The sequence below is a fragment of the Caulobacter sp. Root655 genome (assembly GCF_001427665.1).
Lineage (GTDB): Bacteria > Pseudomonadota > Alphaproteobacteria > Caulobacterales > Caulobacteraceae > Caulobacter.
In genome coordinates this window covers 73,957-88,093 of sequence record NZ_LMHC01000002.1, presented here as the reverse complement: position 1 = coordinate 88,093, position 14,137 = coordinate 73,957, and the positions used below count along the sequence as shown (strand labels likewise).

Sequence of the window (14,137 nt, the reverse complement as noted above, 5' to 3'; positions counted from 1 at the left end):
GTGAGTTCTTACTTTCGTCCTCAGTAAGGGATGGGACCGTCGATGACCGATATCCTGCCTGCGACCTGGCGTGACCCCGAACTTCGTCACGCTCCCGCCGCCTTCCGCACCGCCCTGCGCGTGGCCGTCGAGAACTGGGCGGTGGGAACCCTGACCTTCGTCCTGCCGTCGGGCAGGCCGCTGCGCATCGACGGCAAGACCCCGGGACCGGACGCGGTGATCCAGATCCACGACTACCGGTTCATCCGCCGGGCCCTGGCCTCGGGCGGCATCGGCTTCGCCGAGGGCTACATGGCCGGCGAATGGGACACCCCCGACCTGTCGGCGGTGCTGGAGGCCTTCTCGCGCAACTTCGACAGGCTGACGGCCCTGGTCAGCGGCAATCCGCTGATGCGGGCGGTCAACAGCCTCTACCACCTCTTCCATCGAAACGATCGAGTGGGCTCCAGGAAGAACATCCACGCCCATTACGACCTGGGCAACGCCTTCTATTCGCGCTGGCTCGACCCCAGCATGACCTATTCCTCGGCCCTGTACGAAACGCCCGACCAGCCGCTGGGCGAGGCCCAGCACGCCAAGTACGCGGCCCTGGCCCGGGCGATCGACCTGCGACCCGGCCAGCATGTGCTGGAGATCGGCTGCGGCTGGGGCGGCTTCGCCGAGTTCGCGGCCAAGGAGATGGGCGCCAAGGTCACCGGCGTCACCATCTCCCAGGCCCAGCACGACTTCGCCAGGCGGCGGCTGTTCGACCAAGGCCTGGCCGACCGGGCCGACATCCGGCTGATCGACTATCGCGACGTCCAGGGCCAGTTCGACAGCGTGGCCTCGATCGAGATGTTCGAGGCGGTCGGCGAGGAATACTGGCCGACCTATTTCGGCAAGATCCGCGAGGTGCTGTCGCCCGGCGGCCGCGCCGGCCTGCAGATCATCACCATCCGCGACGAGCTGTTCGCCAAGTACCGCAGCCACACCGACTTCATCCAGCGCTACGTGTTCCCGGGTGGCATGCTGCCCAGCGAGGCGCGGCTGCGACAGGAAACCGCCGCCGCCGGCCTGGCCTGGACCGGGGTCAGCCGCTTTGGCCAGAACTACGCCGACACCCTGGTCGAATGGGCCAGGCGCTTCGAGGACGCCTGGGACGAGATCAGGAGCCAGGGCTTCGACGAGCGCTTCCGCCGGCTGTGGCGGTTCTATCTCAGCTACTGCGAAGCCGGTTTCCGCACCGAGCGCACCAACGTGATCCAGCTGGGCCTCTCGCGCATCTAGGCCAAAGCCGACCCTGGAAACTTGGCCGACCCTGGAAACTTGAGCCGCGCGCCCCAACCTCTGGTGTGCTTACATCGTCGCGAAGCACATCAGAGGTCGGCCCCCAATGAACCTCTACACCCTGGTCCTCGATTTCCACGGCGGCACCTACATCACCCAGTTCGACGCCGACACGGCGCAGGACGCCGTCGCCGCCTGGTGCCGCGAACTGCAGGACGAACAGCTGCTGGGCGAGGTGTCGTCCGACGTCGCCGAAGGCATCATGATCGACGCCATTGGGAACGTCCTGGTCGAGGTCGACGGCCTGCACGGCGCCTGGTGCGCGGCGACCACCGTGAACGACCAACTGGCGCTGCTCAATGTCATCATCACCCAGCGGGTGGATTGAACCTTCCTGAAACCGGCGACGGCGTCTTCAGGAAAACTGGCCTTGCTTGCGGGGTGCGCATCACGATCTACGAGGCCCACCTCCCGCGCGGCCGGAATGATGGAATGACGGTAAAGACCAGTGTCCTAGACGCCATCGGCGACACGCCGCTGATCCGCCTCAACCGCGCCAGCGCGGCGACCGGCTGTGAGATTCTCGGCAAGGCCGAGTTCATGAACCCCGGCCAGTCGGTCAAGGACCGCGCCGCCCTGGGCATCATCCGCGACGCCGAGGCGCGAGGCTTGCTCAAGCCCGGCGGTCGGATCGTCGAGGGCACGGCCGGCAACACCGGCATCGGCCTGGCCATGGTCGCCTCGGCCCTGGGCTACAAGACCACCATCGTCATCCCGCGCACCCAGAGCCAGGAGAAGAAGGACGCCATCCGCCTGCTGGGCGCGGAGCTGGTCGAGGTGGACGCCGTCCCCTATTCCAACCCCGACAACTATGTCCGCTATTCCGGCCGCCTGGCCGAGGAACTGGCGGCGACCGAGCCCAACGGCGTGGTCTGGGCCAACCAGTTCGACAATGTCGCCAACCGCCAGGCCCATTTCGAGACCACCGGCCCGGAGATCTTCGAACAGACCGACGGCAAGGTGGACGGCTTCATCTGCGCCATCGGTTCGGGCGGCACCCTGGCCGGCGTCGCCGCCGCCCTGCGGGCCCGCAAGCCGGAGGTCAAGATCGGTCTGGCCGACCCGCACGGCGCCTCGCTCTACAGCTGGTACGCCGACGGCGAGCTGAAGGCCGAGGGAACCTCGATCAGCGAGGGCATCGGCCAGGGCCGGATCACCGCCAACCTCGAAGGCCTGGCGATCGACCACCCGTTCCGGATCAGCGACGAGGAGATGCTGGAACAGGTCTTCGACCTGGTCGAGCACGAGGGCCTGTGCCTGGGCGGCTCGTCGGGGATCAACGTCGCCGGCGCCATCCACATGGCCAGGGCCATGGGTCCCGGCCACACCATCGTGACCATCCTCTGCGACCACGGCTCGCGCTACCAGAGCAAGCTGTTCAACCCGGCCTTCCTGGCGGAAAAGGGCCTGCCGACGCCGCCGTGGATGTAGCTCTCCGCTTGCCCCCCGCCGCCGATCACGTGATCCTGAGAACCCGCAAGGGGCGAGTCAGACCCCGAAAGGCCAATCCATGACCGCCAAGACCCATATGGATCCGCTCGTCTCGACCGCCTGGCTGCAGGAGCATCTCGACGCGCCGGACGTGCGGATCGTCGACGGTTCCTGGCACATGCCGGCCGCCCAGCGCGATCCGAAGGCCGAGTACGACCTGGTCCACATTCCCGGCGCGGTGTTCTTCGATATCGACGAGATCGCGGACGAGACCTCCGACCTGCCGCACATGCTGCCCTCGCCGATCAAGTTCGCCTCGCGGGTCCGCAAGCTGGGCCTGGGCGACGGCGCGCGGATCGTCGTCTACGACAGCAGCGGCATCCTGCCCGCCGCCCGCGTCTGGTGGGAGTTCCGGGCCATGGGCCACGAGGACGTGGTGGTGCTGGACGGCGGCCTGCCCAAGTGGATCGCCGAGGGCCGCCCGGTCGAGGATGGCGTCGTCGTCGCCCAGGAGCGCCACTTCACGCCCCGTTTCCAGGCCGACATCGTCCGCTCCATCGACCAGATGAAGCGCAACCTGGACAAATCTCCTGGAGATCGGGGCCGCGAGCAGGTGATCGACGCCCGCGCCGCCGGCCGCTTCACGGGCAAGGACCCCGAACCCCGCGCCGGTCTGCGCGGCGGCCACATCCCCGGCTCGCGCAACGTCCCGCTGTCGGCGCTGCTGGCGCCGGACGGCACGATGCTGCCGGCCGCCAAACTGACCGGCGTGTTCGAGGCGGCCGGCGTCGACATCGCCAGGCCGATCGCCACCACCTGCGGCTCTGGCATCACCGCCGCCGTCGTGTCGCTGGCCCTGGCCCGGCTCGGCAAGCCGCGGGCGGCGGTCTATGACGGCTCGTGGACCGAATGGGGCGGCCGCGAGGACGTGCCGGTGGCGACGGGCGAGGCCGCGCCCCTCTAGGTCGACTCCCAGAGGCGCAGCTCGCGCGCCGCCGGGCCCTCGACCGTGGTCGGGATCTCGCGCAGCCAGCCCGCCGCCGCGAAGGCGCGGTTGCTGGTCGAAACCGAGGCGACCACGATCCGCCGCTCGCGCGCCTCCGCCTCCAGCCTGGCCAGCACCGGCGGCAGCAGGTCGGGCAGCACCGAATTCATCATGCAGTAGACCTCGGCCGGCCGCCACGCGACCGCCAGCATGTCGCCGGTCTCGAACGACAGGCCCATCAGTCCCAGGGCCTCGGCGGCGCGGGCGGCTTCGGCGGCGCGCTCGGCGACCAGCTCCAGGCCGTGGACCATCAGGTCGTGACGCAGGGCGCCATAGAAGCCGAACCGGCCATAGCCGCTGCCCAGGTCCAGCAGCCGGGGCGCGGGCCGGCGGCGCAGCTCCGGGCCGATCGCTCGGTAGAACGACCGCACCACCGCATAGGACAGGTCGCCCTGGTCGAAACGCTGGACCCCGTAGCGGTCCAGCAGCGCCAGGGTGTTGAGCCGCCCTTCCACCTCCGCGATCCGCAGGCCCAGGGCCGCGTCCAGCGCGGGGTCGTCGATCGGCATAGGGGCGGCGTCCAGGGCGAGGATCAGCCGCCGCGCGGCGGCCGGATCGACGGGCGCTTCGATGTTCGCCAGGGTCATGGGCGGTTCCCGGTTCGCGTGACAGGAGCAATCGCTATGCTATCACAAGTCGTTTACACACTCATCGGTTGACATAAAGCCGCCTTTCCACGACCCTCCGGCTTGGGCGAAGGATCGCGATCTTCGTCCGCCTCGACGGCGTGATCGGCCGTCGACTGTGCCCGCGTGACATCCAGAACGAGAAACGGCAGGACGAGAAACGGATCCAAGGCGCTCGCGCGTCGATGGCGGCTCGCGTCGCCTGTCCCAAGCCCGTGCGCCGCAGGCTCCGCCTCCAAGTCCGTTCGAGACCCTCACCCTGTTTGGACGCGCTCCCCCGGAACGCGGCCCCTTGCTCCATGCCCCCATGTCCTCAGGAGGTCCCCATGACGCCGATCCCCCTTTATGCCGCCGCCATCACCCAGGCCGTGTCCGGCGGTGACCTGGACCAGTTGCGCAAGCTGCAGACCCTGGCCGAAGAGCACGTGCGCGAGCACGGCGACATCTCCACCCTGCTCTCCCTGCTGAAGGTCGAGATCGCCAAGCTGACCTGACGCCCGGCCCCGGCCGACACGAGACCGCCCCAACACAGGGCTCCGAAAAGGGGCCAAGCGAGGAAACCGCTCATGAGCATCAAACCCTATGGCGTCGCGGTCACCGACGCGATCGCGTCCGGCGAACTGGCCCGGCTGAAGGAGGCCCAGGCCGCGGCCGAGGCCCATGTGGCCGAATATGGCGACATCCCCACTCTGCTCGCCCTGCTGAAGGTCGAGATCGCCAAGCTCGAACGCCGCGGCTGATCCGCGACGCCGCCATCCCACCCACCTCAGACGGAGGCCAAGACCATGGCCATCATCATCCTCTACGGACAGGCCATCACCGACGGCATCGCCAAGGGCGACCTGGCCGAACTCCAGCGCCTCCAGGCCCAGGCCGAGGCGCATCTGGCCGAGTACGGCGACGTCCCCACCCTGCTGACGGCGCTCAAGGTCGAGATCGCCAAGCTCGAAGGCGGCGCCAAGCGCTGATCTCCCCCGCGCCCGCCGGCGTCCGGCGTCGGCGGGCGCGTCTTCCAGGCCGATCAAGGACCGAACGTGATGACGGACACGATCTCGTACGCTCCAGCCGACGCTTCGGCGCCCGCCGGCCTGCCCGCCAGCCTGCCCCAGGGCCTGGTCGGCAAGCCCGTCCGCTACCGGGTCGACAGCGACTATACCGAACTGGTGCCGGTGCACGTGGTCTGGGAAGTCACCCTGGCCTGCAATCTCAAGTGCCAGCACTGCGGCTCGCGCGCCGGCCGGCCGCGCAGCGACGAGCTGAACACCGCCGAGGCGCTGGAGCTGGTCGACCACCTGGCGGCGCTGGGCACGCGGGAGCTGACCCTGATCGGCGGCGAGGCCTATCTGCGCAAGGACTGGATCGAGCTGATCCGCCGCAGCCGCGACCACGGCATCCGCACCGCCATCCAGACCGGGGCCCGCAACCTGACCGACAAGCGCCTGGACGAGGCGGCCGAGGCCGGGCTGCAAGGGGTGGGCGTGTCGATCGACGGCCTGCCCGAGCTGCACGACCGGGTGCGCGGCGTGCCCGGCTCCTACGACCAGGCGATCGACGCCCTCAAGCGCGCCAAGGCCCGGGGCATGGCCGTCTCGGTCAACACCCAGATCGGGGCAGAGACCGCCGAGCACCTGCCCGAGCTGATGGACCGCATCATCGAGGCCGGCGCCACCCACTGGCAGATCCAGCTGACCGTCGCCATGGGCAACGCGGTCGACAATCCCGAACTGCTGCTGCAGCCCTACAAGCTGATCGAGGTCATGCCCCTGCTGGCCAGGCTCTATCGCGAGGGCGAGGCCCGGGGCCTGCTGATGGTGGTCGGCAACAATGTCGGCTATTTCGGCCCCTACGAGCACATCTGGCGCGGCTTCGGCGACGACGCCGACCACTGGAACGGCTGCTCGGCCGGCCAGACCGGCATCGGCATCGAGGCCGACGGCACGATCAAGGGCTGCCCCTCCCTGGCGACCTCGCTCTACGCGGCCGGCAATGTGCGCGAGATGAGCGTCGGCGACATCTGGCGCCACAGCGAGAAGATGAGCTTCGGCCGCCTGCGCGACGTCGAGGAGCTGTGGGGCTATTGCCGCACCTGCTACTACGCCGACGTCTGCCGGGCCGGCTGCACCTGGACCTCGGAGTCGCTGCTGGGCAAGCGGGGCAACAACCCTTACTGCCACCACCGGGTGCTCGACTTGGCCAAGCACGGCCTGCGCGAGCGGGTGGTCAAGATTCGCGAGGCGCCGCAGGAAAGCTTCGCCGTCGGCGAATTCGCCCTGATCACCGAAGCGATCCCCGGGGCCGAGGTCACGCCCCTGCCGGTCCGCGATCCGGCGGCGGTGCACGTGGCGCGGCGCGAGCGCTCGGCGGCCGGCGGCGCCCTGCCCCCCAGCCTCAAGCCCTGCCGGTCCTGCCAGCAATACATCTGGCCGCATGAGGTGACCTGCCCGCATTGCGACGCCGACGTCGCGACGGCGGCGACCGCGCACGAGGCCGAGCAGACGCGCCGCCGGGCGCTGATCGCCGACGCCACCCGCATCCTGGCCAAGGCCGCCCAAGCCCGCGCCGCGCGCCTGGAGACGGGGGCTTAGTCGGGGACACGCACATGTGCGTGTCCCCAGCCCTGCCCCCGCCAGCGCCTCTCCAAGCCTGGACAGGATTTCCGGCCTTGAACCGGCTCGCGCGCCCGCCGTACACCTCCAGGTGTCGCAGCCGCCCCGAGTCCGCCATGCCCCTGGATGAAGAAACCCGCCTGATCCGCAAGGGGGCCCCGCCCAAGGGTGGCGGCACGCTGGCCCGCACGGTCAATCCGCCGATCCAGCGCGGTTCGACGGTGCTGCTGCCCAACGCCGCCTCGTTGTATGATGAAAGTCAGCTGACCTACGGCATCACCGGCCTGTCCTCGCCGGCCAACCTGCAGCTGGCCCTGGCCGAGCTGGAGGGCTCGCCGGACGTCACGCTCTACCCCTCGGGGCTGGCCGCCATCACCGGCGTCATGCTGGCCCTGCTGAAGGCCGGCGACGAAATCCTGGTGGTCGACAGCGCCTACAAGCCCACCCGCCGGTTCTGCGACCGGGTGCTGACCCGCTTCGGCGTAAGGACCAGCTACTACGACCCGGCCCTGTCGCCCGAAGGGGTGATGGCCCTGTGCACGCCGCGCACCCGGCTGATCCTGCTGGAAGCCCCCGGCTCCCTGACCTTCGAGATGCAGGACATCCCGGCCCTGGCCGCCGCCGCCAACGCGCGCGGCGTCCTGACTCTGATCGACAACACCTGGGCGGCCAGCTTCTATTTCAAGCCGCTGGCCCACGGAGTGACCATCAGCGTCCAGGCCCTGACCAAATATGTCGGCGGCCATTCGGACGTGTTCATGGGCAGCGCCGCCACCGCCGACAACGTCATCGGCAACCAGTTGGGCGACGCGATGTGGGACATCGGCTGGTCGGTGTCGCCCGACGACGCCTACACCGTGCTGCGCGGCCTGCGCACCCTGGCCACCCGCCTGCCCGCCCACCAGGCCGCCGGCCTGGAGATCGCCCGCTGGCTGCAAGACCGCCCGGAGGTCGCCCGCGTCCTGCATCCGGCCCTGGAGGACGACCCCGGCCACGCCCTGTGGAAGCGCGACTTCACCGGGGCGTGCGGCCTGTTCGGCGTGGTGCTGAAGCCCGCGCCCGAAAAGGCCGTCCACGCCTTCCTCGACGCGCTGGAACTGTTCGGCCTGGGCTTCTCCTGGGGCGGCTACGAGAGCCTGGCCATCCACTGCGATCCGCAGCTGAAGAACCGCTCGGTTCCCGTGAAACTGGAAGGCCCGCTGCTGCGCCTGCATGTCGGCCTCGAGAGCGTCGCCGACCTGAAGGCCGACCTGGAGCGGGGGTTTGTGGCGCTGAAGGGGTGACCTGAAGGTCCGCTTGCCGACCGCAAGCCCATGGCGAATTTTGACCCCCGAGCGGACCTTAAATTCCCCTCTCTCATAGAGAGAGGGAGGGGCCCGCCGCCGCAGGCGGTGGGAGGGTGAGAGGTTACAACCTGCCCGATCGAAGCGCGGCCAGGATGTCGGCGACGGTTCCGCCGGAATCGGCCAGGACCCGTTCGTTGGGAAACCTCAGCACGGCGTATCCGAACAGCTCCAGCGTCCGCGTGCGGTTCTCGTCGTAGTCCTCGCGCCCTTCATGGGCGGCGCCATCCAGTTCGACGATGAGCTTGCCTGCCTCGCGGACGAAGTCCGCGAAGTAGCGGTCGCATCCATGGCGACAGTTTGAGAGCGCCTCAAAGACCACGCAACGGAAGGAATCGAGATTTTCCGGCCAAGGGTGAAACCTCTCACCCTCCCACCGCTCCGCGGCGGGCCCCTCCCTCTCTCCATGAGAGAGGAGTTCCAGGCCATGCCGGCCAACGTGCGCCACCCACCCGAACAGACAGTCATCATGTCCGCTGCCGGCGCGGTGACGGACGGTGTCGGTAGCGCTGTGTCCGTCACTCGGGAACGGGAATGGCTGTTGGGCGGTGTGTGCGAAACGCGACCACCCCAAATCCCTCCGCGACGACGGCGCGTTGAAGGTCTAAACAGCCGCCTCGTTCGAAAGGCCCGACCATGTCCCTCCACATCGCCCTGCTGCGCGGCGTCAACGCCGCCGGCGGCCGCCTGATCGCCGCCGAGGAGCTGACCGGCCTACTGACCGACCTGGGCCACACCGACGCGCGCATGGGCCCCAAGGTCGGCGACCTGGTGTTCAACAGCGACGGGCGCACCGGCGCCGAACTTCAGGCCCAGCTGGAGACCGAGCTGATGGCCCGCTTCGCCCTGCGCACCGACGTCTATGTCCGCACCGCCCAGGCCTGGCAGGCGCTGGTCGCCGCCAACCCGTTCCCGGAGTTCGCGGCGGCCGATCCCGGCTGGCTGGTGACCCTGTTCCTCAAGGACACCCCGGACAAGAAGGCCATCGGCGCCCTGCGCGCGGCGATCCGCGGCACGGAACAGGTGCGGGCCGAGAGCCGCCAGCTCTACGCCATCTATCCCGACGGCGTCGGCGGTTCGAAACTGACCAACAGCCTGGTCGAGAAGACCCTGGGCACGCGGATCACCGGCCGGAACTGGACGACCGTGCTGGCCCTGGCCGAGATGGTCGCCGGCTGATCGCCAGTTCGAACCTGACAAGACGCCTCGCGCGTTGCTATAGGTGGAACTCGGCCGTCGAGAGCGAGCCGCCGCGAGGCGGTTGATCGGTTCCGGCGCGGTCGTCCTTCGAGACATCACCCCATGGACTGGCTCTTCGAGCTGTCGGCGGCGTGCGCCCTGGTCGCGCTCGCCCTTCCGTTCGCCTGGAAACTCCTGTCGCCCCGGCCGATGCTCCAGCCCGCCCTGGCTCGCGTCAGGACCACGGCCCGCTTCCCTTCGGCCGATCAGGACCTCCACGCATGAAGACCTATCCGGGTACGCGCCCTTCCGCGCCCAAGGGCCTCAACGACCCGCGCTCCACCGGCGGCGATCGCCCGCGGCCGCCCGTCGATCCGAAGGCCGAGCGCGGCACCAAGACCTAGGTCTCCGCGCCATCCGCATTACATATCGTTTACAAACATAATCGCTGATTGACCGCAGCGATTACGTTGGTAATCGTTAGAGGGAACACGGAGCGTTCCCATGCGGATCAGTACGGCCGAAAGCCAGATCATGAAGGCGCTGTGGGCGAAAAGCCCGCTGACCGCCGAGGAGATCACCACCGCCCTGGCCAACGAGCAGGCCTGGGCGGAGGGCACGGTCAAGGCGCTGCTGAACCGGCTGCTCAAGAAGGACGCCATCGCCGCCGAGCGCGACGGCCGGCGCTTCCTCTACCGACCGCTGGTGGCCCAGGGCGACTATGTCCACGCCGAGAGCCAGGGCCTGCTGGACCGGCTGTTCGACGGCCGTCTGGCGCCGCTGGTCAGCCACTTCTCGCAGCGTGAGCGGCTGAGCGACGCCGACATCGCCGAACTGCGCCGCATCCTGGAGGCGCACGACGATGGCCGCTGACCTGCTGACCCTGCTGGTCCGCGCCAATCTGGCCCTGGGCGCGGCCATCCTCCTGGTTCTGGTCCTGCGCCGGCCGGTGCGGAGCCTGTTCGGGGCTCGGACCGCCTACGGCCTCTGGCTGGTCGCGCCGCTCGCCGCCCTGGCCGTCCTGCTCCCGGCGCGAACCGTGACGATACCGGCGCCCGTCGCGCCGCCCCCGGCCGCCTCGACGCGGACGGCGCTCGCCCCGTCCGAGCCCGCCGCGACCGTCTCCAGTCCCGCCATGCGAGACCGCGTCGGGCCCCCGCGCCTTCATGACGCGCTGGTCGCCGTCTGGGGCCTGGTCGCCCTGCTGGCGATCGGCGTCCAGGCCGAGCGCCAGCGCCGGTTCGTTAAGTCGCTGGGACGCCTGCGCGGCGACGCCGACCTGTTCCACGCCGAGCACGCCGGCGTCGGCCCGGCGGTGATCGGCGCCCTGCTCCCAAAGGTCGTGCTGCCCGCCGACTTCGCGGCGCGCTTCACGCTCGAGGAGCAGGCCCTGATCCTGGCGCACGAGCGCAATCACCTGTCGGTCGGCGACGCCCAGATCAACGCCCTGACGACCGCGGTCCAGTGCCTGTTCTGGTTCAACCCGCTGGTCCACTTCGGCGCCGGTCGCCTGTGCATCGATCAGGAGATCGCCTGCGACGCGGCGGTGCTGACCCGCTTCCCGGTCGCCCGCCTGGCCTATGGCGAGGCGATGCTCAAGACCCAACTGGCGCCCCACGCGCCGCCGCTCGGCTGCCATTGGCCAGCCTCGGCCAACAAGCAGCTCAAGGAGAGGTTCGTCATGCTGAAACAGCACCGCCAAGGCCGCGGCCATCGCCTCGTCGGCGGCTGCGCCGTCGCCGCCGTCGTCCTGGGCGCCGGCTTCGCCGTCTGGGCCTCGCAGCCGGCCCGGGTGGTTCACGAAGCCCGCCGCGCCTCGGTCCACGACCGGGTCCAGGCCTTCGCCAGCCCGCTGTTCCAGGCGGTTCGCGACGGCGACGCCTCCAGGGCCAAGGACCTGATCGCCAAGGGCGCCGACGTCGACTTCAAGGCCGCCGGCGACGGGACGCCCCTGATCGAGGCGACCCGCGCGGGCCGGACCGATCTGGTCGCCTTGCTGCTGGACAGCGGCGCCGACCCCAGCCTGGCCATGCGCGGCGACGGCGCCCCCCTGATCGCCGCCGCCGCCGAGGGTCGCCTGGACATCGCCAAGACCCTGGTCGAGCACGGCGCCAGGCTCGAAACCTATGTGCCTGGCGACGGAACCCCGCTGATCAACGCCGTCCGCTCGGGCGACCTGGCCACCGTCAGCTATCTGGTCGAAAAGGGCGCCGATGTGAACCGCGCCGCGCCGGGCGACGGCACCCCGCTGATCGAGGCGGCCCGCTCGGGTCGAGTCGAACTGGTCGACCTGCTGCTGGCCAAGGGCGCCGATGCCCGCCAAGCCCTGCGCGGCGAAGGCGATCCCCTGATCGCCGCCTCGGCCGGCGGCCGTCTCGACATCGTCAGGACCCTGGTCGAGCACGGAGCCTCGGTCGAGTCCTTCGTGCCCGGCGACGAAACCCCGCTGATCAACGCCGCCCAGTCCGGCGACCTGGCGACCGTCGCCTACCTGGTCGACAAGGGCGCGGACGTGAACCGCGCGGTTCCCGCCAATCGCGGCGAGACCCGCTCGCCGCTCGGCGAAGCCGTCAAGCACGGCCACCGCGCCGTCGTCGACTACCTCAAGGCCAAGGGCGCGCGGGCTTAAGCCCACGCCCTAACCCCTTCAAAACCCGACAGGAAACACGATGGCTTTCATCGACGCCCGAACCTTGCCCGACGCCAGCGCGATTGTGGCCGACCTGGTGATCATCGGCGGCGGCATGGCCGGCATCACCCTGGCCAAGGAACTGGCCGGCGGCCCGCTCAAGGTCGCCATCCTGGAGAGCGGCGGCCGCGACATCGACGCCGACAACCAGGCCCTCTACGCCGGCTCGGCCGTGGTCCACGCGCCCGACAACCCGGACAAGCCGTTCAACGACTATCCAGGCCAGTCGCGGGCCCGGGTGCTGGGTGGCTCGGGCATGGTCTGGGGCGGCAAGTGCGCGCCGCTCGACCCGGCCGACTTCGCGGCCCGCGCCTGGGCGCCGCACAGCGGCTGGCCGGTCACCCGCGAGCAGATACAGCCGTTCTACGACCGGGCCTGCGACCTGCTGGAGATCCCGCGCTTCGGCCGCGACGACAAGATGCTCCAGGACCCGGCGCGCAGGCCGCTGGACCTGGCCCCCGAAGACGGCTTCTTCCCGGCTCCACGCCACTTCACCCGCTATTCCGGCGGCTCGGACAAGGCGGCGTTCGACCGCTTCCGCACCGACTTCGCCGACGCGGCCAACATCACCGTCTACCTGCACGCCAACGTCGTGCGGATTGCCCTGAACCCGGCCGGCGACCAGGTCGCGGGGCTGGAGGTGGCCTGCCTGGACGGCAAGCGCCACACGGCCAGCGGCAAGACCTATGTCCTGGCGGTCGGCGGCATCGAGAACGTCCGCCTGCTGCTGGCCTCCAACGACGTCCGCGCGGCGGGGATCGGCAACCGCCACGACCTGGTCGGGCGGTTCTTCCAGGGCCACGTCACCTACGCGGCCGACACCGACGCCGAGACGGAGGGCACGGCCATCCACATCTCGCGCGACGCGCCGATGGACCTCTACCTTGGGCCCCGCCGCGGCTCCCACTGCGTGCTGGCCAGCGGCGCGCCAGCCCAGAAGCGGATGGGGACCGGCAACTTCACCGCGACCTTCTATGCCGGCGAGGAGACCGGCGCCGGAACACAGGCCAAGACCGAGACCAAGACGATCGGCAAGGTCGCCGCCAGGATCGATGGCCAGGGCGCGGGCGGAGGCCAACTTCTGGGCTTCTTCGCGATGTCCGAGCATTTCCCCAATCCCGACAGCCGCGTGACCCTCGACGCCGCCGCCAAGGACGCCCTGGGCATGCCGCGCATCCGCCTGGACTGGGCCTATTCCAAGACCGACTGGGACAGCCTGGAGCGCTCGGCGGCCGGCGTCGGCGACGCCCTGGGCGCCGCCGGCCAGGGCCGGCTCTGTTGGCCGATCAAGCGTCAGATGTTGTTGGAAATCTCCAGCGCCTCGCGCCACCACATGGGCACGACACGGATGCACGCCGACCCTCGCCAGGGCGTGGTCGACTCCGACGGGCGGGTCCACGAGGCGGGCAACCTCTACGTCGCCGGCAGTTCGGTGTTCCCGACTTCCGGCATCGCCAACCCCACCCTGACGATCCTGGCCCTGGTCATGCGCCTGGCCGACCACCTGAAGCAAGAGTTCGGAGCCCGTCGATGACCGCCCTCGCCCGCCGCGACCTGCTGGCCGCCCTGGTCGCCGCGACCGCTGGAGCCGCCCTGCCCGCCCTCGCGCGGGCGAGCTCCGCCGACCTCAAGCCGACGCTGTTCGCGGACCTGGACATGGCCGCCGCCGCGCGGATCGGCCAGGCCTGGCTGGCGGCCCGGCCACCGACCACCGCCGCCGTCCTGACCACGCGGCTGTTCCCGAACGGACGCGGTCCAGAGGTTCTTCCGGCCCTGCGCCGCCGTGTGGCCGAGGATTTCCGGCGCGGGGCGGTGTTCGTCCATCGCGGATGGCGGCTGTCCGACACCGAAGGCGCGCTGTTCGCGCTGCTGGCCTTGGAGGCGCGCTGACC

At 70.0% G+C, this 14,137-nt stretch carries 18 protein-coding genes; 16 read left to right on the top strand and 2 right to left on the bottom strand.

Annotated elements, in window-relative coordinates; genetic code table 11:
* The first annotated feature begins 42 nt into the window (after positions 1-42).
* The 4 genes from ASD79_RS05010 (at position 43) to sseA (ending at position 3,721) form a co-directional block, all read left to right on the top strand.
* Positions 43-1,266: a cyclopropane-fatty-acyl-phospholipid synthase family protein gene (locus ASD79_RS05010; RefSeq protein ID WP_056719955.1), complete on the top strand. Its 1,224-nt coding sequence runs from the start codon at positions 43-45 to the stop codon at positions 1,264-1,266.
* Positions 1,267-1,372: 106 nt separating this feature from the next.
* Positions 1,373-1,654 (top strand): hypothetical protein, encoded by a 282-nt coding sequence (locus ASD79_RS05005; RefSeq protein ID WP_056719954.1) that lies wholly within the window; start codon positions 1,373-1,375, stop codon positions 1,652-1,654.
* 104 nt (positions 1,655-1,758) lie between these two features.
* Positions 1,759-2,757: a cysteine synthase A gene (locus ASD79_RS05000; RefSeq protein WP_056720096.1), complete on the top strand. Its 999-nt coding sequence runs from the start codon at positions 1,759-1,761 to the stop codon at positions 2,755-2,757.
* Positions 2,758-2,854: 97 nt separating this feature from the next.
* Positions 2,855-3,721, top strand: coding sequence for a 3-mercaptopyruvate sulfurtransferase (gene sseA, locus ASD79_RS04995; RefSeq protein WP_056720095.1), 867 nt, complete (start codon positions 2,855-2,857; stop codon positions 3,719-3,721).
* Here sseA and ASD79_RS04990 read toward each other — a convergent pair.
* Positions 3,718-4,389 carry a hypothetical protein gene (locus ASD79_RS04990; protein WP_056719953.1) on the bottom strand — a complete coding sequence of 224 codons (672 nt, stop codon included), beginning with the start codon at positions 4,387-4,389 and terminating at the stop codon, positions 3,718-3,720. The genes sseA and ASD79_RS04990 overlap by 4 nt on opposite strands.
* A 365-nt stretch (positions 4,390-4,754) precedes the next feature.
* Between ASD79_RS04990 and ASD79_RS23130 the strand changes: the two genes are divergently transcribed.
* The 5 genes from ASD79_RS23130 to metC all read left to right on the top strand — a co-directional run bounded on the left by ASD79_RS23130 (position 4,755) and on the right by metC (position 8,317).
* The gene (locus ASD79_RS23130) at positions 4,755-4,922 is read left to right on the top strand and encodes a DUF1843 domain-containing protein (RefSeq protein WP_082584813.1); all 168 of its coding nucleotides are present in this window, start codon (positions 4,755-4,757) and stop codon (positions 4,920-4,922) included.
* A gap of 72 nt (positions 4,923-4,994) precedes the next feature.
* Positions 4,995-5,168, top strand: coding sequence for a DUF1843 domain-containing protein (locus tag ASD79_RS23125; protein WP_082584812.1), 174 nt, complete (start codon positions 4,995-4,997; stop codon positions 5,166-5,168).
* Between the two features lie 45 nt (positions 5,169-5,213).
* Positions 5,214-5,396, top strand: coding sequence for a DUF1843 domain-containing protein (locus ASD79_RS04985; RefSeq protein ID WP_056719952.1), 183 nt, complete (start codon positions 5,214-5,216; stop codon positions 5,394-5,396).
* A gap of 69 nt (positions 5,397-5,465) precedes the next feature.
* Complete coding sequence (locus tag ASD79_RS04980) at positions 5,466-7,013, top strand: GDL motif peptide-associated radical SAM/SPASM maturase (protein ID WP_156400380.1); 1,548 nt, start codon at positions 5,466-5,468, stop codon at positions 7,011-7,013.
* A 143-nt stretch (positions 7,014-7,156) separates the two neighbouring features.
* On the top strand, positions 7,157-8,317 hold the full coding sequence (metC, locus tag ASD79_RS04975) for a cystathionine beta-lyase (RefSeq protein WP_056720093.1): 1,161 nt from the start codon (positions 7,157-7,159) through the stop codon (positions 8,315-8,317).
* Between the two features lie 124 nt (positions 8,318-8,441).
* Here metC and ASD79_RS04970 read toward each other — a convergent pair whose 3' ends face one another.
* Complete coding sequence (locus tag ASD79_RS04970; RefSeq protein WP_056719951.1) at positions 8,442-8,699, bottom strand: DUF559 domain-containing protein; 258 nt, start codon at positions 8,697-8,699, stop codon at positions 8,442-8,444.
* 314 nt (positions 8,700-9,013) lie between these two features.
* Between ASD79_RS04970 and ASD79_RS04965 the strand changes: the two genes are divergently transcribed.
* The 7 genes from ASD79_RS04965 to ASD79_RS04945 all read left to right on the top strand — a co-directional run bounded on the left by ASD79_RS04965 (position 9,014) and on the right by ASD79_RS04945 (position 14,135).
* Entirely contained in the window at positions 9,014-9,556 is a 543-nt protein-coding gene (locus ASD79_RS04965; RefSeq protein ID WP_056719950.1) for a DUF1697 domain-containing protein, read from the top strand.
* A gap of 123 nt (positions 9,557-9,679) precedes the next feature.
* Entirely contained in the window at positions 9,680-9,841 is a 162-nt protein-coding gene (locus ASD79_RS23725) for a hypothetical protein (protein WP_156400379.1), read from the top strand.
* The gene (locus tag ASD79_RS23720; protein ID WP_007674270.1) at positions 9,838-9,960 is read left to right on the top strand and encodes a hypothetical protein; all 123 of its coding nucleotides are present in this window, start codon (positions 9,838-9,840) and stop codon (positions 9,958-9,960) included. Before ASD79_RS23725 ends, ASD79_RS23720 begins: the two co-directional genes overlap by 4 nt.
* A 100-nt stretch (positions 9,961-10,060) precedes the next feature.
* Entirely contained in the window at positions 10,061-10,429 is a 369-nt protein-coding gene (locus ASD79_RS04960; RefSeq protein WP_056719949.1) for a BlaI/MecI/CopY family transcriptional regulator, read from the top strand.
* Positions 10,419-12,185, top strand: a complete 1,767-nt coding sequence (locus tag ASD79_RS04955) for a M56 family metallopeptidase (protein ID WP_056719948.1) — start codon at positions 10,419-10,421, stop codon at positions 12,183-12,185. Before ASD79_RS04960 ends, ASD79_RS04955 begins: the two co-directional genes overlap by 11 nt.
* Positions 12,186-12,225: 40 nt before the next feature.
* Positions 12,226-13,779 carry a GMC oxidoreductase gene (locus tag ASD79_RS04950; RefSeq protein ID WP_056719947.1) on the top strand — a complete coding sequence of 518 codons (1,554 nt, stop codon included), beginning with the start codon at positions 12,226-12,228 and terminating at the stop codon, positions 13,777-13,779.
* On the top strand, positions 13,776-14,135 hold the full coding sequence (locus tag ASD79_RS04945; RefSeq protein ID WP_056719946.1) for a hypothetical protein: 360 nt from the start codon (positions 13,776-13,778) through the stop codon (positions 14,133-14,135). Before ASD79_RS04950 ends, ASD79_RS04945 begins: the two co-directional genes overlap by 4 nt.
* The last annotated feature ends 2 nt before the right edge of the window (positions 14,136-14,137 follow it).

Bases quoted from the DNA above. Each gene is read 5' to 3' on its own strand.
- ASD79_RS05010 (WP_056719955.1), top strand. From the start codon at position 43: ATGACCGATATCCTGCCTGCGACCTGGCGTGACCCCGAACTTCGTCAC.
- ASD79_RS05005 (WP_056719954.1), top strand. From the start codon at position 1,373: ATGAACCTCTACACCCTGGTCCTCGATTTCCACGGCGGCACCTACATC.
- ASD79_RS05000 (WP_056720096.1), top strand. From the start codon at position 1,759: ATGACGGTAAAGACCAGTGTCCTAGACGCCATCGGCGACACGCCGCTG.
- sseA (WP_056720095.1), top strand. From the start codon at position 2,855: ATGGATCCGCTCGTCTCGACCGCCTGGCTGCAGGAGCATCTCGACGCG.
- ASD79_RS04990 (WP_056719953.1), bottom strand. From the start codon at position 4,389: ATGACCCTGGCGAACATCGAAGCGCCCGTCGATCCGGCCGCCGCGCGG.
- ASD79_RS23130 (WP_082584813.1), top strand. From the start codon at position 4,755: ATGACGCCGATCCCCCTTTATGCCGCCGCCATCACCCAGGCCGTGTCC.
- ASD79_RS23125 (WP_082584812.1), top strand. From the start codon at position 4,995: ATGAGCATCAAACCCTATGGCGTCGCGGTCACCGACGCGATCGCGTCC.
- ASD79_RS04985 (WP_056719952.1), top strand. From the start codon at position 5,214: ATGGCCATCATCATCCTCTACGGACAGGCCATCACCGACGGCATCGCC.
- ASD79_RS04980 (WP_156400380.1), top strand. From the start codon at position 5,466: ATGACGGACACGATCTCGTACGCTCCAGCCGACGCTTCGGCGCCCGCC.
- ASD79_RS04965 (WP_056719950.1), top strand. From the start codon at position 9,014: ATGTCCCTCCACATCGCCCTGCTGCGCGGCGTCAACGCCGCCGGCGGC.
- ASD79_RS23725 (WP_156400379.1), top strand. From the start codon at position 9,680: ATGGACTGGCTCTTCGAGCTGTCGGCGGCGTGCGCCCTGGTCGCGCTC.
- ASD79_RS23720 (WP_007674270.1), top strand. From the start codon at position 9,838: ATGAAGACCTATCCGGGTACGCGCCCTTCCGCGCCCAAGGGCCTCAAC.
- ASD79_RS04960 (WP_056719949.1), top strand. From the start codon at position 10,061: ATGCGGATCAGTACGGCCGAAAGCCAGATCATGAAGGCGCTGTGGGCG.
- ASD79_RS04955 (WP_056719948.1), top strand. From the start codon at position 10,419: ATGGCCGCTGACCTGCTGACCCTGCTGGTCCGCGCCAATCTGGCCCTG.
- ASD79_RS04950 (WP_056719947.1), top strand. From the start codon at position 12,226: ATGGCTTTCATCGACGCCCGAACCTTGCCCGACGCCAGCGCGATTGTG.
- ASD79_RS04945 (WP_056719946.1), top strand. From the start codon at position 13,776: ATGACCGCCCTCGCCCGCCGCGACCTGCTGGCCGCCCTGGTCGCCGCG.